The 24,537-nt window shown below is 42.4% G+C and carries 12 protein-coding genes and 1 pseudogene; 4 read left to right on the top strand and 9 right to left on the bottom strand.

The window, feature by feature from the left end; genetic code table 11:
* Positions 1-5 precede the first annotated feature (5 nt).
* The 3 genes from H6G14_RS15855 to H6G14_RS15845 form a co-directional block, all read right to left on the bottom strand.
* Positions 6-1,175, bottom strand: coding sequence for a peptidoglycan-binding protein (locus tag H6G14_RS15855; RefSeq protein ID WP_190568318.1), 1,170 nt, complete (start codon positions 1,173-1,175; stop codon positions 6-8).
* Between the two features lie 239 nt (positions 1,176-1,414).
* Positions 1,415-2,485 (bottom strand): DMT family transporter, encoded by a 1,071-nt coding sequence (locus H6G14_RS15850; protein WP_190568317.1) that lies wholly within the window; start codon positions 2,483-2,485, stop codon positions 1,415-1,417.
* A 298-nt stretch (positions 2,486-2,783) separates the two neighbouring features.
* On the bottom strand, positions 2,784-4,436 hold the full coding sequence (locus tag H6G14_RS15845) for a Ppx/GppA phosphatase family protein (RefSeq protein WP_190568316.1): 1,653 nt from the start codon (positions 4,434-4,436) through the stop codon (positions 2,784-2,786).
* A gap of 379 nt (positions 4,437-4,815) precedes the next feature.
* Between H6G14_RS15845 and H6G14_RS15840 the strand changes: the two genes are divergently transcribed.
* Entirely contained in the window at positions 4,816-5,688 is an 873-nt protein-coding gene (locus tag H6G14_RS15840) for a 4-hydroxybenzoate solanesyltransferase (protein ID WP_190568315.1), read from the top strand.
* A 450-nt stretch (positions 5,689-6,138) separates the two neighbouring features.
* A complete protein-coding gene (locus H6G14_RS15835; RefSeq protein ID WP_190568314.1) occupies positions 6,139-6,741 on the top strand; it encodes a hypothetical protein in 603 nt (200 codons plus the stop codon).
* Positions 6,742-7,226: 485 nt separating this feature from the next.
* Here H6G14_RS15835 and H6G14_RS15830 read toward each other — a convergent pair whose 3' ends face one another.
* From H6G14_RS15830 to H6G14_RS15810, 5 genes are all read right to left on the bottom strand, one after another.
* A complete protein-coding gene (locus H6G14_RS15830; protein WP_010997705.1) occupies positions 7,227-8,870 on the bottom strand; it encodes an acetolactate synthase large subunit in 1,644 nt (547 codons plus the stop codon).
* A gap of 87 nt (positions 8,871-8,957) precedes the next feature.
* Positions 8,958-10,325, bottom strand: a complete 1,368-nt coding sequence (locus tag H6G14_RS15825; RefSeq protein WP_190568313.1) for an NAD-dependent succinate-semialdehyde dehydrogenase — start codon at positions 10,323-10,325, stop codon at positions 8,958-8,960.
* 126 nt (positions 10,326-10,451) lie between these two features.
* Entirely contained in the window at positions 10,452-15,866 is a 5,415-nt protein-coding gene (locus H6G14_RS15820; RefSeq protein WP_190568312.1) for an ATP-binding sensor histidine kinase, read from the bottom strand.
* 407 nt (positions 15,867-16,273) lie between these two features.
* Positions 16,274-18,799 carry a cyclic nucleotide-binding domain-containing protein gene (locus tag H6G14_RS15815; protein ID WP_190568311.1) on the bottom strand — a complete coding sequence of 842 codons (2,526 nt, stop codon included), beginning with the start codon at positions 18,797-18,799 and terminating at the stop codon, positions 16,274-16,276.
* Positions 18,800-19,107: 308 nt separating this feature from the next.
* Entirely contained in the window at positions 19,108-19,950 is an 843-nt protein-coding gene (locus H6G14_RS15810) for a M15 family metallopeptidase (protein WP_190568310.1), read from the bottom strand.
* A gap of 225 nt (positions 19,951-20,175) precedes the next feature.
* Here H6G14_RS15810 and mnmG point away from each other — a divergent pair, with 225 nt between their 5' ends.
* Together mnmG and H6G14_RS15800 are read left to right on the top strand one after the other, a co-directional pair.
* Positions 20,176-22,098: a tRNA uridine-5-carboxymethylaminomethyl(34) synthesis enzyme MnmG gene (gene mnmG, locus H6G14_RS15805; protein WP_190568309.1), complete on the top strand. Its 1,923-nt coding sequence runs from the start codon at positions 20,176-20,178 to the stop codon at positions 22,096-22,098.
* Positions 22,099-22,428: 330 nt separating this feature from the next.
* Complete coding sequence (locus H6G14_RS15800; RefSeq protein WP_190568308.1) at positions 22,429-23,811, top strand: hypothetical protein; 1,383 nt, start codon at positions 22,429-22,431, stop codon at positions 23,809-23,811.
* Here the strand turns inward: H6G14_RS15800 and H6G14_RS15795 are convergent.
* Positions 23,806-24,399: pseudogene (locus tag H6G14_RS15795) on the bottom strand (sensor histidine kinase); the annotation flags it as partial. The gene H6G14_RS15800 and the pseudogene H6G14_RS15795 sit on opposite strands and share 6 nt — an antisense overlap.
* Between the last annotated feature and the right edge of the window lie 138 nt (positions 24,400-24,537).

Below are 24,537 nucleotides of genomic sequence, written 5' to 3'. Positions count from 1 at the left end.
GGATTTTAGCGAGAATCTTCTGGAGTATTATCTGCTAGGCTTGCTTTATCTACGTTCCGCATTCTATTCATCTGAGTTAGGGCATACCTTGCTGTTGCCTGGACTTCAGCATCAGGGTCATCTAGAGCATGGGCTAACATCTGACTCATCTGAGCCATCATGTCATAGACGCGAGTTAAATCACGAATGGCATTTTGTCTAACTTGCGGGCTTTCGTCCTGCATGGAGACGGCAAAAGCCTTGTTGATTGGTTTGAGTGAACGGACGTTAATTTCTGATAAAGCAGCCAAAATTAAATTACGTTGTTGTGAATCGGCATCAATCAACATATTCACAAGTGGTTGAATTGCGCGGGAATCGCCCTGCTGTCCTAAATCCCAAATAGCTTTGTGTCGTTTTGTGGGGTCGGTACTACGTAAATCTTGAACTAACTCATCAACAATGTTGAGTTTAGCAAGACGGGATGTCGTTTCTATGGGCATCACTGTTGCGGGGAATGATGCTGGCGCTGGTTGGGAAACACTGGCTTGAGCAGTAGTTTCCTGATAATTAGATGTGTGTGCTAACTCTTGTAAAACTGGTGCAATGGGATCTTGTTGATTGGCACTTAAAGCTTTTTGTGGTGCTGTTTTGAGTTGCTTTTGTGGTTTTTTGGGGTCAAAGCGCCGTAATAAATATAAGATTGCGCCAATAGTTCCTAAAGTTCCTAAACCCAATATTGACCACCAAAGAAAATCTCTAAGTGCTGAACTAGAGTTATTGGTGGTTGTGACGGGAGCTTCAGAAGATGAGGCAACAGCTAGTTTATTCTGATTATCTATCAAGGCTGTTTGTAAAATTCTCTTAGTGGCTAGATCCGCCACCCCATCAACTCTACTAAACACCTTAGCTTGCTGAAATTTTGCTACAGCCTTTTTTGTACTGTCTCCGTATTTTCCATCAGCAATGCCACTGTAGTATCCTAACTGCTTTAATTGCGTTTGTAGTGTTTGTACATCCGGCCCTTGACTACCTGGCTTCAGAACAACTTGTCCAGTCGTTGAAGTGGAACTGACTTGCGCCACTTCTAATTTTTCAGGTGCGAAGTTAGTTGTAGCTGTGCTGGCTTGAGTCGAGTAAAAACCCACACAAGAAAAACAGGTAAGTATGACAATTGAGGGGTAGTTTAGCCTCATATTAAAAGTTAGAGCCTGAATGTGTTTTTAAAGTTATCGGGGAATTGATAACCTAAATCTATGTAAGTACTAATTTTTATTTTGACGCAAAAATCTAACCATAGTTGCTAGTAATATACCTTATTTTGTCTAATTATTTTATTTTTTCTTCTGATTCAAGGTAATCTAAAAACTTAGATTTTTCTGAGCATACTTGCTCTGTACACTCAAGGATTGATTATTTTTTATGGGCAAGTGTCTTAGGGTAGAGTTTCTGGCTCGGATTCCCTAACTTTTACAGTTAAGGGATTGAGCTTTTTTGTAGTTGCTTCTGCAAGTATTGGCTGGGATTTTGCAGATATTTCCTCCATGACAGACTTTTTGTTCTGTCCTGCCAGGTTATCACGCTGATTTATGAGGTAGATGCTGATTAAAGTGAGGAATACTCCTACCCATTGCAAAGTACTGAGAACTTCGGAGAGTAAGAGATGACCGAATAACAGGGCAAATATGGGGGTAAGGAAGGTGAGGGAACTGAGACTGGTAAGACTACCACTAGAAGCGAAGTAGAAAAATAATCCGTAGGCGATCGCACTGCCAAAGACGGTAGCATAAGCTAAAGCCAGCCATTCCGAACCTACCAGATTTTCCCATTGTTGAGATTCTACGACTGCGGAAATTCCCCACAATGGCAAACCACCGATAATCATGTGCCAGCCTGTAGCCGTTACAGGGTCAACATAGCGAGTTACGAATCTAATTAATACCGTTCCCACTGCCATCGACAAAGCCGCTAACAGCATTAACCATTCACCACTAGCAAACAGGTTTTGCCAGTTGCCAATTGTCACCTCTGCACCTGTACCTAGTAAACTGAAAATCCACTCGTCAGGTAAGCCAATTAAACTAATTCCTGTGACTCCCAGACCTAATCCCAGCCATCCCCATAAACCAATTCGTTCTTGAAATAGCCACAACGACAGCAACGCCACCGCTAAAGGTTGGGAGTCAATCATGACTGAACCTAACCCCGCACTGGTACGGACTAATCCCTCAGCTAAGAAGCCTTGAAATAAGGTTCCATCCACTAGCCCAAATAAGGCAATCCATAACCATGCTTGCCAACTACTGGGCTGGGGTCTACCTGACAGTGCGGCGGCAATTAAAATTAACACTCCCGCCGGTAGCAACCGCACTCCCGCCATGAAAAATGGTGTGGTGTGGGGTATAACTCCTTTCATTGCTACCATTGCCGTCCCCCATAGAAAAAATGGCGCAATTAGGAGTAGAGGGGCTATGGGAAATTTGGATGCACTGAGTTTCAGTTGCATGGTGTTGGTGATGCCTTTGGTTTACAGGTGCAGAGATTACTTTAACCAATTCTACCCAATTGTGTCTTTTTATGAAGGAAATAATACTTAGGGGATTTGGTCATGGGTAACAGGTAATTGGTAACTGGGAGAAGATTTTTAACTATTACCTATGACCGGAAGAGGCAGGGGGCAGGGAGCAGGGGAAGCAGAGGAGGCAGGGGGAGAACTGACTGCAAAATTTTTGCCCAATCCCTGCCCTCTTCTCCCCTGCTTCTTTTGACCACTCCCTGAATTGAACACCAGCAACGTAGGCTTTTTAGGAGAAACTAGGGAGTAAATTTTTTTCCAAATGGGTGAGTAATTTCACACCAAATTCTGCTTCAAAGGCTGCTTTTTTGTAGTCTAAACTCCATAGCTCTAAAGCACAATCATCATCGGGTCGAGATGGATAGATGAGCAAATTAAACTGCTGAAAGTGGTGATAATAATCACATTTGATTTGAGCGATCGCCCCAATTTGTCGCCGATCTAATGCTACTGCTAATCTTAACAGCGCACTTAATTGGCTCACGACTTGCCGATGCTCTTTACTCAACAAGTTGCGGAAATTTTCATGCTTTTTCTTGGGTGGTGATTTGCGGTGATACCGGGCTAAATTGGCAATGATTTCGATCTCGGTTTCGTTGTAACCGAGTAGTTCACTATTGCGAATGAGATAGTAGGAATGTTTGTGGTGGGATGAATGGCTGACATGATGACCGCAGTTGTGTAAAATTGCTGCTGCCCAAAGTAATCGCCGTTCGTTGCTGCCCCAGTGGTGTAGTAGTCCTTGGGTTTGGTCAAATAAACTCAGGGCAAATGTAGCTACGCGATCGCTATACTCTAAGTTAACTTGATACTTACTTGCTTGTTTGAGGACACTACGCTGGCGAATTGAACTTTGAAACCGCAATCGGTCTTCAATTAAGCCGTGGCTTAACATCCAGTCAACAATTACCCCTTCCCGTAATGCGCGACCACAAGCGGTTAATGACTCCACACCCAACAGGGTCATAGCTTCTTGCAAGATGACAGCGCCGGCAAGTATGACTTCAGAGCGTTTTTCGGGCATTCCAGGGATAGCGGCTCTTTCGGCATTTGTCATTCTCCGCAGGCGATTTACCCACTCTCGCAAGTCTTTGAGGGTGAATTGATAGCCGTTGAGGGTAGAAGGGACTGTACCCGTTTTTTCCCGCGCATGAATCATGGCGATGGTTTCAACGGTGCCGGAAGTGCCAATTAAACGGGGAGATTCGCCAAAATTCAGGTTAGCTAGCACTTCTTCTACAGAACGTTCTAACATCCCCCTGGCGTAGGCTTGCAGGTATTGAAACTCGATATTACTGATGGGGTCTGTGGTGATTAACTCGCTAGTGAGTCTTACAGCACCAATTTTGGTACTGGTGAGGGTGCGAGGTTCTTGGGTGTCACCTAAAATCAATTCTGTAGAACCACCGCCAATATCAATAATCAGGTGCGGTTGGTTATGAAATTCCATCCCCGACAAAACGCCAAGGTAAATGCGTCGTGCTTCTTCTTGCCCAGAAATCAAGTCAACGCTTAAACCTAATTCTGTTTCTATCTGGTGTAAAAAATCTTTACCATTGGGCGCTTCTCGCACTGCACTAGTTGCCACAGCAATTAATGTTTCCGCATTAGCAGTTTTGGCAACTTCTTGAAAGCGCTTCAACGCAGCGATCGCTTTTGCCATGACCTCTGGTTTTAACTCCCCAGTGGTAATATTGCGATCGCCTAGTCGCACGGTTTCTTTTTCTCTGGAAACAATGCTAAAAGCTGGTAGTGTCGGGTCAATCTTTACCACTACCATGTGCAGAGAATTGGTTCCCATGTCAATGGCAGCAATAATGCGGTGTTGCTGAACTGGTTGAGTGTTGACACTCTCCCAGCTAGATGAAACTAAATTCACCATCTAGTCTTCTCTCTGTATTCAGGATGGATGGTAATGAATGATGTGTCGGGGGTAGTTGGCACTGATATATGTTGCAACACACTTAATTCTCAGGTTGAGCGTAGTTGGAACTACCTGAACTTAAGTATATTCACCCTGCTACTGACAATTTTAGTGACTATTTAATTAAATTTAGTTAAAGTTGCCACTGAAGATTATGTCTTTACAAATATCAAATAACGCTATTCTATAGATGTAAAGATGTGTGAAGTAAGGACTGGGGACTGGGGACTAGGGACTGGGAAGAGTAGAAAGCAACAGGATAGTCATAGGTAATCTACATCGATACCCAATCCCCAATCCCCAATACCCAATCCCCCATACCCGATCCCCAATCCCCATGTTAGAAACTAACCAAGAACCCATTTGGCTAACAATTCTCCGTCTTTTGCGGTGGCACAAACCAGAAGGACGATTAATTTTGATGATTCCGGCACTTTGGGCTGTATTTTTGGCTGCGGCTGGCAAACCCCCTTTGCCTTTGGTGGGGGTAATTGTCTTGGGTACTCTGGCTACCAGTGCGGCTGGATGCGTGGTTAATGATTTGTGGGATCGGGATATTGATCCAGAAGTGGAGAGAACGCGCGATCGCCCCTTAGCAGCTCGGACGCTTTCTATAAAAGTTGGTATTGTAGTTGGTATTATAGCGTTATTTTGTGCGGCAATTCTTGCATATTACCTTAACTCCTTAAGCTTCTGGTTATCTGTGGCTGCTGTGCCTGTAATTTTGCTTTATCCCGGTGCAAAGCGAGTGTTTCCTGTCCCGCAGTTGGTTTTATCCATTGCTTGGGGTTTTGCGGTGTTAATTAGCTGGAGTGCGGTAACACAAAACATTTCTCAAGCAACTTGGTTACTGTGGGGGGCAACCTTACTCTGGACATTGGGATTTGATACAGTTTACGCCATGAGCGATCGCGAAGATGATCAACGGATTGGGGTTAATTCCAGTGCCTTATTTTTTGGTGATTATGCTCCTTTAGCTATTGGAATTTTCTTTTTAGGCACAATTATTTGCCTAACTTGGTTGGGTGTTGCCATCCACCTACATTTAGCATTCTGGATTACCTTAGGAATCGCTTCAGTTGGTTGGATTTGGCAGGTTTTACGTTTAAGACAGCCACAATTGCCTAATCCTGCTTATGGTGAGATGTTCCGGCAAAATGTCTGGATTGGTTTTATTGTACTGGCTGGGATGATATTTGGTTCTTTGTAAGGAAGGGTATAGGGGTGTAAGGGTGTAAGGGTGTAAGGGTGTAAGGGTGTAAGGGGTTTAAAAATTGACATCCTCATTTACACCTTGCACCACTCTCTTATGACGAAAATAACAGGGTAAAAGGCTGATTATTTCGTAGGGTGGGCATTACCCACCACTTGCTGATTGAGAAGCTGCAAGATGTTAGCCTACACCCTTGTCCAAACCCTTAATTTTTCATTTTCATACGTAAATCCTCATAACTTCACACTCAGAGGGACAAAGCAATGCTGTGTCCTTATTTTTTTACGTATTTCTACTGAACAATCTTTACCTAAATTTTATAAAAAAGCAGTATTTTCCGTACTTTTAAAAAGTTTTTATCAAAATATCTGCGATCTCCTCCGAAATATTACGAATATAGTTTAGTAGTTGGGTATATGGCTATAGAAGTTAGACTCACCCAACTCTATGAAGCGCTCACTTACATTGGGTCAGAACCCATCGCACCTAGTCAAAATCACGATGATAGTTTTATTGTCTCTTGGCAGCGTTGGTGTTGTTGGGGGAAGTTTCTTTCTAAGAAAAGCTTTTATCAGTAGTAGCCAGTCGGAAATAGTCACAGATACATCACGCTACAAAGAAATACGTCATCAACTTTGGTCTAGTCAGGACGACATTAAACACTTTCCTACAGAAATACCGGCAGGAGTCGAAAATGAGCGCCTAGCCTATGCACCAGGAAGTTCACAAACTGGTGCTTACTTCCAAGTAAGGCTGAGAAAGTCACCAGAACAGATTCAACAGTTACTCGAACAGTACCGCAAATTAGCTAAACATCAATATAGAGGCGGTGACACCAACGTTCACGCCAATTTACCTAATGGTGTGCCAACTACTTTCTTCTACACCAGTGAATCTGCTGTCGAGTCTTTTCCACCTTCTTATGAAATACTTGTTTTAAATGCAAAGGATAAAGGTAGGCCTAGCTTTAAGTGGAATCACGGTGATAGCTATGGCGTGGCTATTGATAGTTCAGCTTCAGAAATTATTTATTGGGCTGAAAAATGGTAATTGGTAATTTAATTGCTCCATTGGCTAATCATGGAAATTATTTGGGTTTAAATCAACAGGAAAAACAAAAAATTCTTTGTTTGCTTCAATTAGTGTTTTGTGATGAAGGTCAATTGCCTTTGATAAATTGCAATACTTAATCGGTACCCAGATTCCGTCGCTGAAAAAATATATCACAACCCGATGATTTAGGTATTGATCCAACGGAAGTGGAATTTGCCAGTTTGAATTCAACATCTAATTCTTAAGGATTACATAACACATTATTTGTTTTATTCTTTCTCATACTATTGGTATAAAGCTAATGCTTTAGACTATCTGTAGTTAGGTTACTTAGTATCACAAAAGTTAGAAGTTTATTTTATCCAGTTAAATATTTATACCAATATAAATTATGTAGAGACGTTGCATGCAACGTCTCTACAGTCCAGAATAAAGCACTGAAAATAGTGCTGACCACAAGCTAAAAAATTTCTAGAATATTACTAAACAGAACAACTTAACTCACCAGCTTTTTGTGTAAAGCGGCGATTTTCTCGGTAATCTACAGGACAATCAATTACGGCTGGTACATCTTGCGCTAGGGCTTCTTTGAGTACGGGAATTAAATCCAAAGCTGATTCAACTCTGTAACCTTTTAAGCCCATACTTTCAGCTAATTTGACAAAATCTGGATTACCAAAATGCACAAAAGATGATTGTCCTTTACCAAATTGATTTTCTTGTTTCCATTCAATTAAACCGTAGCCACCATCATTGAAAATTAAGGTGACAAATGGTGTACCAACTCGTAAGGCTGTTTCTAATTCCTGACAATTCATCATAAAACCACCGTCACCCGTGGCGGCGACAACTTTACGGTTAGGATAAACGAGTTTTGCCGCCAAAGCACCAGGAATGGCAATACCCATTGCGGCAAAGCCATTAGAAATAATACAGGTATTAGGGCTATGGCAATGATAATGACGGGCTATCCACATTTTATGAGCGCCGACATCGGAAATTACGATATCATCAGGCCCCATTACTTGCCGTAAGTCATAGATCAACTTTTGTGGCTTTATGGGATAACCATCATCATTGGCATATTGTTCGTAATCTTCCCGAATATTGCCTCTTAAGCTGATAGCATAAGGATTAGGTTTGCCTTGTCTATCGGCTACTTTTAATATTTCTACCAGAGAGTCAGAAATATCACCAATAACGGATACATTTGGGATATAGCTACTGTCAATTTCCGCAGAATCTGCACCAATATGGACAATAGGAATTTTGCCTTCTGGGTTCCATTTTTTGGGTGAAAATTCGATCAAATCATAACCAATAGCAATTACTAAGTCTGTATTATCAAAACCGCAAGTAATGAAATCTCTTTGTTGCAATCCTACTGACCATAAGGCCAAGGGATGAGTGTAAGGAATCACACCTTTACCCATGAAGGTATTAGCAACAGGGATATTCATTTGGGTAGCAAATTGGGTGACAGCATCACTAGCTTTAGCCCTAATTGCACCATTTCCTACTAAGATTAAGGGATTAACAGCCTGAGAAATAGCGGCGGCGGCGGCACGAATACTGGCGAAAGATGCGTATGTTTTCTCGATATTGTCTTTCTGCAAAGGTTTGCCCTCTACGGGCATAGCGGCAATATTTTCTGGTAAATCTATGTGAACTGCCCCTGGTTTTTCGCTTTGCGATCGCTTGAAGGCTTTTCGCACAACTTCGGGTGTAATACTCGGTCGGACAATCTGTTTATTCCACTTAGTAACAGGGGCAAACATCGCTACCAAATCTAGATATTGATGGGATTCGATGTGCATTCTATCGGTTCCCACTTGTCCGGTAATCGCCACCAAAGGCGCACCATCCAGGTTGGCATCAGCCACCCCAGTCATGAGATTTGTCGCCCCCGGCCCTAAGGTAGAAAGACATACACCGGCTTTTCCCGTCAAACGTCCGTAAACATCTGCCATGAAAGCTGCACCTTGTTCATGACGGGTTGTAATAAATTGAATCGAAGAATGTTTAAGTGCTTCTAAAACGTGTAAGTTTTCTTCGCCAGGAAGTCCAAAAACATATTGCACTCCTTCATTTTCTAAACACTGTACTAACAGTTCTGCTGTATTCATTTTCAATTCCTCAGTAGCGATAAATATTTTTTTGGGTAATGGGTAATGGGTAATATTAATCACCAATTACCAATTACCAATCACCAATTACTTAACCCAAACGGTTTTAACATTAACGAACTCGTGTATGCCTTGAATGCTTAATTCTCGGCCATACCCAGAACGTTTTATGCCCCCAAATGGTAGTCTGGGGTCGGATTTTACTAAACCATTAATAAATACTGCGCCTGCTTCAATTTCGGAAATCAGGCGATCGCGTTCTTGGTCGTTATTTGTCCAAGCACTTGCACCTAAACCAAAGGGTGTAGCATTAGCCAGTTGAATTGCTGTATCGATATCTGGGACACGGAATAACAACGCCACTGGGCCAAAAAATTCTTCTTGGGCAATGGGCTGATCAACTGGGATATCTATGATAATTGTGGCGGGGTAAAAGTTGCCAGGGCGATCAGCTAAAGGATAGCCACCGGTCAAGACTTGACCGCCACTTTTAACGGCAGTTTGTACTTGTTGGTCTAAGTCTTGGAGAATATCGGGGGTTGCTAGTGGCCCTAAGTCTGTATCTGGATGTAAAGGGTCGCCAATTTTTAGCGCTGTGAATTTTTCTAACAGCAACTTTTCAAATTGATCGGCGATCGCTTCTGCCACAATGAAGCGTTTCGCGGCAATACAAGATTGTCCGTTATTTAACATCCGTGCTGATGTAGCAGTAGCGGCGGCTGCTTCTACATCAGCACTTTCTAACACAATAAATGGGTCACTTCCCCCCAATTCCAAGACTGTTTTTTTAATTTGTTTTCCCGCCGCCGCCGCTAGAGATGCGCCGGCTGGTTCGCTTCCGGTTAAGGTAGCAGCTTTTACTCGCTCATCAGCGATTAAATCGGCAACTTTTGCCGCACCGATTAACAGAGTTTGAAATACACCTCCAGGAAAACCTGCCCGGCTGATAATATCTTCAATGGCTAAAGCGCACTGTGGTACATTCGATGCGTGTTTGAGTAAGCCAACATTACCTGCCATGAGTGCAGGTGCAGCAAAGCGGAACACTTGCCAGAAGGGAAAATTCCACGGCATAACTGCCAGAATTATCCCCAAGGGCTGATAGCGGACAAAGCTATGACTGGCATCAGTTTTTACACTGACATCAGCCAGAAAATCGGCGGCATTTTCCGCATAGTAGCGGCAAACAGCAGCACATTTCTCGACTTCGGCAATTGCTGCTTTGTAAGGCTTGCCCATTTCCAAAGTCATTAACTTAGCAAAGTCAGCTTTTTCTTGCTCCAGTATATTTGCGGCTGTTTGCAAAGCTTGCGATCGCTCTGCAAAACTTGTATGTCGGTACTTTTCAAAAGCCTGGTCTGCCAAATCTAATTTAGCGGCAATTTCTACATCGTTGAGTGGCTCAAAGGTTTTGAGCGTTTCCCCTGTGGCGGGATTGATGGTGGCGATCGCCATTACCTAACCTCCCGTTTAAAAATAGCTTGAGGTAGCTTCTTAGTGTTACACATATTTTCCCAAGGAGGCTACCACCCAAATTTTAATCTTTTGGACAAAATTTAGTGGCTATATTTAAAAGCTTGCTCAACGAGTGAGAATTGGTAAGGTGATGACAAACTCAGTCCCTGCACCGAGTTGAGAATTTACAAATAGTGAACCATTGTGTTTTTCTACGACAATTTGCCGGGCGATCGCTAGTCCTAATCCTGTACCTTTACCAACGTCTTTCGTAGTAAATAAGTGGTCAAATATTTTTTGTTTCACTTGTTCACTCATACCAATTCCATTATCAGCGATGATGATTTTAACTTGGTTATTGTGGACTGAGGTGGTAATTATAATTTGGTGAGGATGAGCTTTTATCTCCTCAAAAGTTTGTCCTTTATTTGCTGCTTCTAATGCGTCAATAGCATTGGCGAGAATATTCATAAACACCTGGTTTAATTGCCCAGGAAAACATTCAATTTCAGGTAAATTACCGTAATCGGTGATCACTTCAATGGCGGGACGTTGTGCATTAGCTTTGAGCCGATGCTTAAGAATGAGAATGGTACTATCTATACCTTCGTGGATATTAAAGCGTACTTTATAGTCTGTATCGGCACGGGAGAAAGTTCTTAAGCTGGTGCTGATATTTTTTAGTCTGTCACTTGCCATCACCATTGCATCTATCATCTTTGGCAAATCTTCTAAGCTATAATCTAAATCGATTTCTTCAGCGTGGTTAATAATTTCTGCACTTTTGTGGGGGAACTTTGCTTGGTATAATCTCAGATGTTCGGCAATATCGGCTATGGCGGGTTTAGCTTGTGCCAGAGTAGCGACAATAAAACCCAAAGGATTATTCATTTCATGGGCTATTCCAGCTACTAAATTACCTAAGGCAGACATTTTTTCACTTTGGATAATTTGTAATTGGGCTGCTTGTAAATCTTGTAATGCTTGTTGAGCTTTTTGATAGAGGCAAGCGTTTTCTAAAGATATAGCTGCTTGAGAGGAAAGTAAGTTAATTACTTGCAAGCGTTCTAGGGTAAATACTCCGGAGGTAATTTGATTCTCCAAATATAAAATACCGACTAAATTGCTTTGTTTGATAATTGGCTGACATAATACACTTTTCGGTTGATGTTTGAGGAGATATTGATCTATCAACCCAGGAATGTTTATTTGATAATTATCGATCACAAGAGTTTCCAGGGTATTTTTGGCGTAGTTAATGATTTTTCCAGGGATATGTTGACAAGTATCAATTGTTTCTGAAAGCAGAATGTTTTGAATTCTTCCTTCTGGTTTGTTCTCATAAGTAATAAAAGTAATTGCCCGAACACACCAAGTATTGTCTTGGGGGAGGATTAAAACAATCTTTTTAGCTCCAGAAATTTCGAGGATAATTTTCGTCAAATTGACAATTAATTCTTCTAATTCGATGGTGCTGGATATGGCTTGAGCAGCTTTGAGGACAGAAGTAAAATCCAGGATATCAGAAATACTAGTGCTACTTGTGCCGGCAGTGTCTGTTGAGACGGCGATGGTATTGCGGTTAGTCGGTGCAATAGTTTCTAAGGGGTTAAAGTTGAGTTGTCGCCGTTGCAAGATGGGTTTAAGCAGTTGGGGGTAGAGTTTTTCTAAGTCATCAATTTTAGCTTTTGCCCCCCAACGTGCGTAACAATAATATGCCTCCTGCATATATATCTGAGCAACGTTGTCTTTGCCCCAGTCCAAGTAAAATTTAGCTGCTAGCTCGTTGCTGAGTGCTTCTTCCTGAATGTATTGGTATTTTTTTGCTCCGGAGATAGCGCGATCATAATATTCAATTGCTGAGGTTGTTTCACCCAAAACTCGATATCTTTCTGCTGCCAATAAATCAAGCTTATGTTGGTGATTCATGGGGGCATATTGCGCCCATTGTTGTAACTTGGCTTGGTTTTCTGCAACGTACTTTAATGTGGCTGATACTTCGTCTGAATTTTGTCTCAACTGTGCTAAAGCAATCAGAGAATCATAGAGATAAAATATGGGTTCACAGAAGAGTCCAGCAGCAGCCATTAAATGATTTCTAATATCAATGGTAATGGTTTTTGCTGTCTCAATTTCACCAAACAAGTAGCACAACATCAGTTTATACAAATATAAAATATACAACCCATACCCATCATTGGCAGCTATTAACAGAGGCATAAATTCTTGCTCATGCAAGGCTTCCCCAGACAAGATGCTGGGATGGGCAGCAAAACCAAGTAAATTTAGTGTAGATTGCCAATAAATGCGGACATAATTGGCTGTTGTCACTTGATTGAGTTGCTCCAACTCATTGCAGTAGGCGCGAGCATCTTCTTGTAAAGTGGCAAGGTGCTGACCACACCAAAAAGAATGGCTACAAAAATTGTGGGCATGATGGCCGACAAACTCTAGATTGCCCACTTCCAGTGCGATCGCATAGCCTTTTTGCAAGAGTGGTAAAATTTCTTGGATATGAGATTTGCGTTGTAAAATATACAATGCCAAAATGAGCAAAACTTGGGGTTGAGTCGCCTTAGCATCCAATTTAGACAGTATTTGCAGTGCTAATTGACCAAACTCTGTTGCTGTATCCACATCTTGCAAAACATTACACAGCAGCACACCATAAGTACTATATATATACCCTGTAGCGGGTGTACTTCCGTATTGGATGGATATTTTGACTAACAGCAAAGTGATTAATGGAAACAGGGGAGAGCCGGAGAGGTAAGCCACTGTCATGATGCTACTGGCAATCTGGACAATGGCAACTTTCTCCTCATCTGTGATGATGGGTAGGTGAACCAAATCTGCAATTGCTCTGTCACCAATCAGTTCCCTAATCTCTTGGATTTCCTGTTGAATAATTGCTGGTGTGGGAGCTTCAGCAAAGGTTACCCCCAACTGTTGTAGGATTTTTTGGGCGATCGCAATTGCTTCGACAAATTTATTCTGGGAGATATAAGCTTGAATCCTAATACGGTAAACGTTAACTTGTTCAATGAAAGAGTGCGCCTGAGCGGTGACAACATTAATCCATTGTTCCATCTGTGCAAATTCACCGCGCAGAGAAGCGACTTCCGCCGCAAATTCATGTAGAGTTAAGGTGATTTCATACTGGCGCTGCCAAGCATTCTCTCCTAATAACGACAACCCCACAGCGATATATTCATGAGCCGCTTGATAAGCTGTGGCACTCCTAGCTTTACGACAAGCAGTAAGATTGAGTTGTGCTAATTCATCTCGTTCTGTTTGTTGGGTAATGAAAGCAATTCCGTAATTGAGTTGATTGACTAGTTCAAAAATTCGCTCTTCTCTAGCAACTGGGGAAATCTGTTGTAACAGAAGTTGTCCAATTTGGTAATGAGTTGCTTGTTTTTGCTCTAGGGGAATCAAAGAATAAGCAGCTTGTTGGACACGATCGTGTAGAAATCGATATTCCACATTTTGGCTATTACTAACATTGGCATCTTGGAGTTGGTGATTCAAATAAAATTTGTAGACCTGGCTTTGAGGTAGAATTAATCCTTCCTGCAAAGCTTTCCACAACGCATTTGCCGTATCTGCTGCTGATTTTTCTAAAACAATTGCTAAAGTATTTAAATCAAAAGAGTTACCAATACAAGCAGCTAATTTGAGTACATCTTGTGTTTTGCTAGGCAATTTCTGTAACTGCTGCGCCATAAACTCCACCACATCGTCAGTGAGGGATAGTTCATTAATTTGAGTAATATCACATTCCCAATGACCTTGATGACGATTGAAAGTAATCAGCTGATCTTCGTGTAAAGCCTTGAGAAACTGGGTGATGAAAAAGGGATTACCTTTGGTTTTACGCTCAATTAATTTTGTCAGGGGATGCGATCGCTCTGTTGGACAATGGAGGGTATCAGCAACTAAACGATTTGTATCACAGAAGGTCAGGGAGGCGAGAGTAATTGTATTCACAGTCTTTCCCACTTTTTTCAGTTCTTCTACTGTCAAAATCAATGGGTGGGTGGTGTGGACTTCATTATCTCGATAAGCCCCCAACAAAAGCAGATAACTCTGGTCTTCCATCAGCAATTTGATCAACTGTAGGGAAGCCGTATCTGCCCACTGTAAGTCATCTATAAACATCACCAAGGGATGTTTTGGGGTGCTAAAAAGTGCCAGAAACTTTTGGAACAATAAGTTAAAGCGATTCTGTGCGGCTGTTCCCGACAGTTCCGGCGCAGGGTGTTGTTTTCCGATGATGATTTCTAGTTCAGGAATCACCTCAATTAGCACTTGGCCGTTATTACCCACAGTATCGAGGATCTTGGTACGCCACCTAGACAATTGGGAGTCTGATTCTGATAACAATTGCCCCATTAAACCGCGTAGGGCTTGCACAAAGGCTGATAAGGGAAGATTGCGATTGAACTGATCAAATTTACCTTTGATAAAATATCCTTGTTGACGGGTAATCGGCTTGTGAACTTCATTGACGACGGCGGTTTTACCAATACCCGAAAATCCTGCCACTAGCATCATTTCTGATTTGCCTTTGGTGATACGCTCAAAAGCTTGCAGTAAGACTTTAACTTCAGTTTCTCGCCCATAAAGTTTTTCGGGAATGAGGAAGCGATCGCACATATCCCATTTACCAATTTCAAACGCTGTAATTTTGCCGTTATTTTTGAGTTGGTACAAACAAGTTTCTAAATCATGCTTTAATCCCAAAGCACTCTGATACCTATCTTCAGCGTTTTTTGCCATCAGCTTGATGATGATATCAGATAACACCAGGGGAATATGTTGTTGGTGTCCCAAGGCGATCGGTGTTTTTGCTATGTGACAATGCACCAACTCCATCGGATCATCACAACTAAATGGTAACTCTCCCATCAATAGTTCATAAAGTGTTACACCCAAAGAATAAAAATCGCTCCGGTAGTCGATTCCTCTGTTCATCCTGCCGGTTTGTTCGGGGGAAATATAGGCGAGAGTTCCTTCTAAAACATTGGGACTTCTGATTTCTTGGGTTTCTTTAGGTAGTAATGAAGCGATGCTAAAGTCGATCAATTGAACTTGTTTTGTTTGGGGATGAATCAGGATGTTTGAAGGTTTGATATCTTTGTGAATTACACGATTGAGGTGTATTTTTTGCAGAATATCAGTTATTTGGATAGCGATCGCCAAAAATTCGATTAGGGGAAGGGGAGTGGTTTTGATATATTCTCGTAAAGCAATACCTCCTGTGTCTTCCATCACCAAAATATAACCGTTACCATAGATTTCTAATGATAAGGGACTAATGATCCCGGTAATGTTGAGATTTTTGCTAATAGTATATTGATTGCGAAACTGTAGTAATTCTTGGAAATTGGGATAATCTGAGGCTAGAAGTTTAATAACTACCGGGCGTTGATCTTGCTCACGGATAGCTCGATATACTCTTGTTTTGGAACCAGCATATAGTTGAGAACTAATTTGATATCCGGTAATGATGGGGTTGGAATATTCTTGGGTTGCCATTTATACATACCTCATAATGCAAACTTGTGTTTACTTCTCTAGCCTTAAGTCGCAATTCGCTGATGAAAAGCCTCACAAATTGCATACATACTTAGTTATTATTCCCATCAACTAGATATTGACTAACAATGATTACTGAGTAATCAGTGATGTTAGTGCTGGTAGGGCGTATAGTCGGTACTGAGTCAGATATTTTCCCTCTGCTCCCTCCCTCATCAGATCATAGTTAGGACTTACGCATGAAAACGAAATATCAAGGTTTTGGACAAGAGTGTAGGGGTATGAATCAATTCAAAATACCCTACGGGAAGCTAAAGCTACAAAATTCAAAGTTCAAAATAAATGCTTGAAACCCTTACACCCGTCCTCAACGGATAACCTGTTTGCGTCAGTCCTAATAACAAAACCTAAAGAACAATAATTGTCCACATACTTATACCCAAAATCATAGCTGTGAGGTGTTGCCAAATTAAGGTTGTCAATGGTTGTCGGGCGATTTTTTGCGTCAATACTATCGTCAACAGCACGGCAAAAATGAGAGTTGCACCTTGTAAAAAGGCAATCACGGCTGGGTGTGCTACTAATATTGGTAATTGCTCACCACTCAGACCAAATGTGGCAAAAGTAACGGGGATAATCTTGCCACTTTCACCTAAACCTAAACGTAGATAGTGAGCAAAGTTTCCTCCTAAAACTAATGGCAAATAACCATAAGCAAGTTCAATCAAGCGTCGAGGTTTACGGCGAGTATTGAAGATTTTAATTAACCAGTAGCTGGATAAAATAATAGCAGATGGCATTAATAATGCTATGATTGATATCCCTAAATGTAGCCAAAATCGAGTCAAATCTATTTGTAAACCTAGCCGATCCAACAACTCTGGTAAACGATGGATATATATTCCCCCTAACAGCAAAAATAACAAAGCTACTTCATAATTGCGGGGTACATGAGTTGTCCAAAGTTCAATGCCAGGGGGACGTAAGTTAAATTCTACAGAACGATGGGGACAAGCTTTGAGACAAGTCATACACAGTACACAATCTCGGTTATCTTCCAACTGGGCTGGATGAGAATATAAAGGACAACCATCTGTTTCCATCCCTTCGCCTTTTTCGGGGCCACCTTTATAACATTGATAGGTAGTACAGGTAGCAGAACAAATACCTTGCTGCGCTCTGAGTTCAGTCATGGAAAGTTTAGCAAACAAACCATTCATTCCCCCAATGGGGCAAAGATAGCGACACCAAAAACGTCGCTCAAACAGGGCAGAAAAAATCATAGCCCCAGAGGTAATTAATAATAGTAAACAAGCGGAAAGATAGGCTGTATTTTCTAAATGCCAAAGTTCTTCCCACAGGAAAATTAAGGTAAATAAACCAAATAGAAACCATCCGCCCCATTTTTCTGCTTGTTCTCGCGGCCAGCGCTTGAGTTGGCGGGGGAATAGCCACAGAGATAGTTTTTGGGTGATTTCCCCGTAAATCATGAAGGGACAGACAGCACACCACACACGCCCGAAAAAAGGAAAAATCAAGAGGATGAGAGGCCACCACCAAGCCCAAAATAAATTTAAAGCAAAATTGCGATCGCGTGTTTGCGGGCCGAGAAACAAAACGCCTACAATAAATGCAAACGCTACAACCGTAAAACCATAGTTAATCTTGTCAGGCCACCAAGAACTGCGTAAAAATCGCCGCAACCCTGGATAAAGATTTAAAAGATTGACCCGGAATTGTTTTTTCTTCGGTTCCGCCGCCCAGAATATTTCTTCGGTTAATTCCCTGCGTTCCCCTGCTTGCACAATTGCCCTTTCTACAAGGTTTTTTAACTCCTTGAGATTACCTGGGAAATCATAAGATTGTAGGCGGCGTAAAGCTTCTGGGGTTATGTGGGGTTTCTTCAGTCCACGCGATCGCACATACAAACTAGTGTAATATTCTACCTGGGCTTTAATATCAGCTTTCCTTACCCGTAGCGGTGGTACTTTAATAATATGTCCCACACAACGCTCAATCTTAGACTCGGTTTTTTCCGACACAAGTAGAATCCGGGCTTTACTGGTACGGGGTGTAGCAGCTGGTTCTCCTGGTCGAGAAACGGGAGTATATGTATTTGTTTGCAGTAACTGCGCTACAGGTTGTAATAACTCTGGAGGTAATTCTTGGATATTGTTGAGAATTAAACTACCTTCCCCCAACCACTCCAACAGTCCAGGTTTACCGCCTGCGCGACCAAATAAATCTGCACCGCTTGTCTGCAAAATCCCACAATTGATTTTAATAATTGGTTCCCGTCGCTTGGGGGAACTAAAGTGAATTAGAGTAGCGATATTATCTTTTTCTAAACCTGGTTCGCCAAAGATTTCTACAGATTTGCGGTCAGTAGCCGCACCGCGAATTTGCTCTCGCAGACGCACAGCGTAGCGACTCGTACCCACAATTCCCCGTTGCGCTTTGGTGACTAAATAGGGACGCAACGCTACAGAACGTTCTTGCTCATAGGTTAACGCAGATGTCACCTGGGCTAATTCCTGCGCCAATTGTCGAGAAAAAGCCTGATTAATCTCCGGGTATTGGCTAATTAAGTCCCGAAATTTAGCCGTAGGTATGACCCACACATGAGATTCTGTTAAGGTGACAATTTTACATGGTGTTAATTCATCCAAGAGTAATTCTTGCAGATTGATGACCGCTCCTGGTAGAAACCCACGAGCTAAAGCAGAACTATTTTGATTAGTAGTTTCGCTTTCTAGTTGACCATCTTGGACAATATACAGTGCTTCTGGGTGAGTAGCTTCTGAAACTAGAGTACTATTGGCTGGTACAACTTGCTCTTCCAAAGTTTGGGCGATCGCATCCAACACCATCGATGAGAGAATACCTAAAGTTGTCCGTTCTCGTAGCCATATAACTGTGTTTGGAGATGTCATCCTGGGTTCTCCGTGCAGGCTGCTTGCTGTATAAAAGAAATTATCCCTAAAAATAGCTATCTGATGAGTTTATCTGATTTACCTAATCTGGGTGTTCCTTTGGCGCTTTTGGGTTTAATTGTGCTGGCGGCGGTGTTTTTTAGTCGTAGCCGTTAATTTACAAACCATTACATTTGTAAGTTCTAATCCTAATTAAATAGGACTGACGCATAAATCTTTGAAACCCCTACACCCCTATACCCCCATACCCTTACACCCCTATACCCCTACCCCCAGTCTCAACAGAAAATCCAGGTGCATAAGTCCAATTAAATTGGTGTCAACCAATAGCTAATTCCTCTAACAACTTTATTTTTTAAACCCAAGCTTGCCAGATTATCTGCATTAACACCAAGATAAGTCCAGTGTGGTATGTCATTTTCTACAGTTTGAAACCAACCATTATCATAAAGAGCTTGTCTTTGTTTAGTATTAGATACTCGTAAATCAATTGCCAAACCCCAAAGATGCTGTGATGCTCCTGGTGGTGCAACTACACCAAGAATTGCTGTTTCTTTGCCTTCCCTGACTTTATCTAAAGTATTTTTGTTAGCATATTTTCTCCAGAATCTTAAATTTGTGGCGTAGTTACGAGTACAATCACTAGCACCATAGCCAGATTTGAGAGGAATATTTTGTTGAGAACGTGCTTTATTTAAAGCTAATGCTGCTGATTGTTGTAAGTAACAATTGTTAGTGCCTATGATTTTATCCATCGTTAAATTAGTTTGAAATATTTCCGTCTCCTGCTCGTTGTTAAAAACTACCTTAGAAGGAAATTTAACTGTTGGATCTGGGTCTACAAAAGCTGCACCGTAGGCACGAAGCAATATATATTCATAGCTATTGGGTTGGGGAATTTCTGGTAAATTAGTAGCGATCGCAGACAAAAAACGTTCTTGTTCAGTTTGCGGATTATTAGGAAAGGGTGTTGGTAATATCGGTTTTTGATATATCTCCAAACAAGCTACGGTATTATTGATTGTACAGGCATTTAATATTTGGTTTTCTTGGGCGATTTTGGAATAATTAATTTCATTACTGGCAACTAGTGTAATAACCATGAAAACTGTAATAAGAATAAATTTCAACTTCTTAATAAATCGCCTCATAAAATTACCAATGCTAAATAAATATAAGAAATTACATAATTATATTTATAGCAAAATTCATTTATGCGAATGATATGCTAGCCATTGCCCACCCTAGATATATTTTAAAAATCAAATAGCATCATGAACTCGATGCAGTTTGCTGTCGAAGGTTAGCCTACTTAAAATCACGGGCTAGATTAGGTTAGAATCAGGGATAAATCTCAGCTTGTTAATCCTGTACGTATGACCATGCACAATTCAGTGGAATTTCAAGACGCTTTTGATGTCATTGTCGTCGGTGCAGGTCACTCCGGTTGCGAAGCGGCCCTCGCTACTGCTCGTCTCGGCTGTCGTACCTTGTTACTGACGCTCAATTTGGATAAAATTGCTTGGCAACCCTGTAACCCGGCTGTGGGTGGCCCTGCCAAATCCCAGTTGACCCATGAGGTAGATGCTTTGGGCGGGGAAATTGGCAAGATGGCAGACCGCACATATCTACAAAAGCGCATCCTCAACTCTTCACGAGGGCCTGCGGTGTGGGCATTACGCGCCCAAACTGACAAGCGGGAATATGCGGCTATCATGAAAAATATTGTGGAAAATCAAGAGAACTTGAGCATCCGCGAGAGTATGGTGACGGACTTGGTACTGGGTGCTAATGATGAAGTCATAGGTGTGGAAACTTACTTTGGTGTAGCTTTCCAGTGTAAAGCCGTAATTTTAACCACAGGTACATTTCTGGGGGGGAAAATTTGGGTAGGTAACAAATCCATGCCAGCCGGACGTGCTGGAGAGTTTGCGGCTGAGGGATTAACCCAAACCCTGAATCGTTTGGGATTTGAAACTGGTAGGTTGAAAACTGGTACACCCGCACGGGTAGATAAGCGGTCAGTAGATTACAGTAAGATGCAACTCCAGCCAGGGGATGCGGAAGTGCGTTGGTTTAGTTTTGACCCAGATGTGTGGGTAGAACGGGAACAGCTACCTTGTCACATGACTCGCACTACCCCCGAAACCCATCGCCTGATTCGAGAAAACTTGCACCTATCGCCTGTGTATGGTGGTTGGGTAGAAGCCAAAGGCCCCCGTTATTGCCCCAGTATTGAAGATAAGATTGTCCGCTTTGTGGATAAAGAAAGTCATCAAATCTTTATTGAGCCAGAGGGACGGGATATTCCTGAATTATATATCCAAGGGTTTTCTACAGGGTTGCCCGAAAATTTGCAACTACAGATGCTACGTAGTCTCCCTGGGTTGGAAAATTGCGTTATGTTACGTCCAGCTTATGCTGTGGAATATGACTACTTACCCGCAACTCAGTGTTACCCCACACTGATGACGAAGAAAGTTGCTGGCTTGTTTTGTGCGGGACAGGTGAATGGTACAACTGGTTATGAAGAAGCCGCAGCCCAAGGGATTGTAGCCGGAATTAATGCGGCGCGGTTTGTCCGAAATGAGGAAATGATAGTTTTTCCTCGTGAGCAAAGTTACTTAGGAACTTTAGTTGATGACTTGTGTACAAAAGACCTCCGCGAACCTTACCGGATGCTTACCAGTCGTTCCGAATATCGGTTGCTGCTACGTTCTGATAACTCTGACCAGCGCCTAACTCCTTTAGGAAGGGAAATAGGCTTAATAGATGACCGTCGTTGGCAAATGTTTACCCGTAAACAGGAGCAGATTACAGGTGAGAAAGAACGGCTGTATGCTACCAGAGTAAAAGAAAATGATGAAGTAGGCAAAGCGATCGCCTCTAATACCCAACAAGCCATTAAAGGTTCAATCACCTTGGCTGACTTACTGCGTCGCCCAGGCTTCCATTATGTAGACCTCGATAGATATGGCTTAGGAAACCCCGAACTTACCCCAGCCGAAAGAGAAGGGGCAGAAATTGACATCAAATACTCTGGCTATCTCGCCAGGCAACAAAGCCAAATCGAACAGATTGCCCGTCAAGCACAGCGCCAACTACCAAAGGATTTGGATTACACAACTGTGGAAACCCTCTCCAAAGAAGCGCGGGAAAAACTGAATAAGGTCAAACCCTTGACTATTGGTCAAGCAGCCCGAATCGGTGGAGTCAATCCAGCCGATATCAACGCCTTATTAATTTATTTAGAATTGCGTCAAACCAAGCACCAGACAGGATTAGCCGCTTTACCTTAACTTCATCTTCATCAAGGGTGAGTATAGTAGAGGGAGGGATGGGTATGATAGATGACAAGAATCCAGAACTGGCATCATCAACTGATCCCCGCTTTTGCGTTGGATTTAATACAAATAGGGTTTTCGCATGAGAACAAAAATCAACGATTTGGAAAAGGGGTGCAGGGGTATAGGGGTATAGTGATTCAAAGTTTTTACATCTTCATACCCTTACACCCCACCAGAACCAAGAGTCTCATTGCTTAAGTCCTCACATATTTTAAAAATCCTGATTCCCAGGCAGTAGGGGCGGTGTTGCCCCATCCTGGCAGCTACTACCCTAAAATGCTTATGTTACAAGAAGTTAGCACCCATCTCATTATTCCAGAACCGTCAGAAGACCTGATCGTTAACGAGCCTTGGTCGATAGAATTTTATGCTGATGGCTTGATGGATGAACTTTTTGCTGATATCGACGAGATTCTTGATGTGAACTTGCCTCACCTGACTAACACAAGAGGTAGACAAATATGCCAAGCATCTCCAGTCAGTAGGATGAATGAAACTGCCGCCAGTGATTGGTTCCATAGTTCCAGCAACCCTTCTCATCACCAAACTTTAGAATATGAACATTTGCAGACCCTAGATGTGCCGCAAATTGTTTTACCCAACTCACTCAATCGAGGTGTACAGAGTGTATCTTCCGTCATTAGTAGACAGGGAGGGAAGGTTGTAGTTGAGTCTCAATCTGTCAAACAGATGACGAAAATCCGTCAGCAAACTCAACTAACTTTGGGCAAAATGCTGATTGTGGGGACAACCCTTGGTGTGGCGATCGCGGGTGTACTATATATATTGCAATCGGGTGTGTTGGTTCTACTCACTTCCAAACTCACCCAGCCAAATATTTATGTACCACAAGCACAACTACTTCCTCAGCCAGATGTGCAGGGAGAGCTAGCTAACTATATGCTAGGAGCGCTGGCAGTTATCGATAAATCAGATATCCAAAATCGGCAACCAGCTAGTTCGGCAGTTGGCAGCAGGATGACTTATAATCCCACAACCTCAGCTTTCAACAACAGTCAACCGCCACCAGGTAATCTACCATCCCCCCTCACCGCCAATAATACATCACCAGCCGCTAGCCGTTCTAACGTTGTTGAGCGCATTTACATACCTGTTTATCAAGCACCCTTACCGATGCGCTATGCACCGCCAGTTATTCCTGGCTCACCTTTACCACCGGTTGCGAATAATTCGGCTACGGGTCAACCTAACATAGTGAAAAATACCTTAACTCAAGTGCAACCAGCAGGCAAACCTGCAAGCGTGAATATGTTAGCCTCGGCTGTGCGTTCGGAACTCAAGCCAGTAGCTGTACGTAACGCACCAATTAACATCCAACCAGCACCTAAATTACTCCCAAACTTGCCTGTCGTTCCATTCGGTACGAGTCTCCCGAAACAGCCTAACACTGGTGGAGAAGCTGTACCTGTGGCATCACTCACCGTCAATGCACCAGCACCAACCCCTATCCACACCTTAGAAGGCTTATTAGAGTTGGGAAATAAATCTGTTGCCTTATTTCAAGTTAATGGCACTAGCCGACGTGTCAGCATTGGTGAAACTATTGGTGCTAGCGGTTGGACTTTAGTTGATGTCAATAATGGTGAAGCTATAGTTCGGCGTAATGGTGAAGTGCGCTCAATCTATGCTGGGCAGAAACTATAATTGGTTAACCTGATTTGATGTGACGGGCAACGTAAACCAGAATGTAGCCCCTTTCTCTAAACCACTTTTTACCCCAATTTCACCGCCGTGAGCAGTGATGATTTGCTTACATAGGTATAAACCCAAGCCCAAACCCAAGGAATTACGAATACTACCACCCCGAAAATAAAGGTCAAATAACCGATCGCTTTGTTGTTGACTGATGCCTACACCGTTATCATTGACAGTGCAGAAAATTTTGTCATCTTGGGGAATAGCATTGATTGTTAGGTGTAATCCAGGGGGATTATGCTTGATGGCATTGACGATGAAGTTAGAAAACACTCGCCATACTTGCGTAGGATCGGCATTTACTAATGGTAAATCTGCGGTGACTAAATTGATCAAAGTGGCTTGATTATCTACCAACATGGGTTCTAAATCTGCGATCGCCGCTTCTACCACCATCTGTAATTGTACAGGCTGACATTGCAAGCTCAAACCCTGCACCTCACCAATATGAGCTTCTAATAAAGAGTTAATCAGATTGAGTTGGCGATCGCTACTTTGCACCATTCGCTCTAAAATTGAGCGAGGGACAGGGATTGGGGATTGGGGATTGGGCAAAAATTTTGCAGTCAGTTCTCCCCCTGCCTCCTCTGCTTCCCCTGCTTCCCCTGCCCCCTGCCCCCTGCCCCCTGCTCCCCCTGCCCCCTGCCTCGTCATTAAGTAAATTCCTCAACACCA

It is taken from the genome of Nostoc parmelioides FACHB-3921 (assembly GCF_014696625.1).
Lineage (GTDB): Bacteria > Cyanobacteriota > Cyanobacteriia > Cyanobacteriales > Nostocaceae > Trichormus > Trichormus parmelioides.
The sequence above is the reverse complement of the archived record's forward strand: the minus strand, read 5'-3'. Positions and strand labels throughout refer to the sequence as shown.

Bases quoted from the DNA above. Each gene is read 5' to 3' on its own strand.
- H6G14_RS15855 (WP_190568318.1), bottom strand. From the start codon at position 1,175: ATGAGGCTAAACTACCCCTCAATTGTCATACTTACCTGTTTTTCTTGT.
- H6G14_RS15850 (WP_190568317.1), bottom strand. From the start codon at position 2,485: ATGCAACTGAAACTCAGTGCATCCAAATTTCCCATAGCCCCTCTACTC.
- H6G14_RS15845 (WP_190568316.1), bottom strand. From the start codon at position 4,436: ATGGTGAATTTAGTTTCATCTAGCTGGGAGAGTGTCAACACTCAACCA.
- H6G14_RS15840 (WP_190568315.1), top strand. From the start codon at position 4,816: ATGTTAGAAACTAACCAAGAACCCATTTGGCTAACAATTCTCCGTCTT.
- H6G14_RS15835 (WP_190568314.1), top strand. From the start codon at position 6,139: ATGAAGCGCTCACTTACATTGGGTCAGAACCCATCGCACCTAGTCAAA.
- H6G14_RS15830 (WP_010997705.1), bottom strand. From the start codon at position 8,870: ATGAATACAGCAGAACTGTTAGTACAGTGTTTAGAAAATGAAGGAGTG.
- H6G14_RS15825 (WP_190568313.1), bottom strand. From the start codon at position 10,325: ATGGCGATCGCCACCATCAATCCCGCCACAGGGGAAACGCTCAAAACC.
- H6G14_RS15820 (WP_190568312.1), bottom strand. From the start codon at position 15,866: ATGGCAACCCAAGAATATTCCAACCCCATCATTACCGGATATCAAATT.
- H6G14_RS15815 (WP_190568311.1), bottom strand. From the start codon at position 18,799: ATGACATCTCCAAACACAGTTATATGGCTACGAGAACGGACAACTTTA.
- H6G14_RS15810 (WP_190568310.1), bottom strand. From the start codon at position 19,950: ATGAGGCGATTTATTAAGAAGTTGAAATTTATTCTTATTACAGTTTTC.
- mnmG (WP_190568309.1), top strand. From the start codon at position 20,176: ATGACCATGCACAATTCAGTGGAATTTCAAGACGCTTTTGATGTCATT.
- H6G14_RS15800 (WP_190568308.1), top strand. From the start codon at position 22,429: ATGTTACAAGAAGTTAGCACCCATCTCATTATTCCAGAACCGTCAGAA.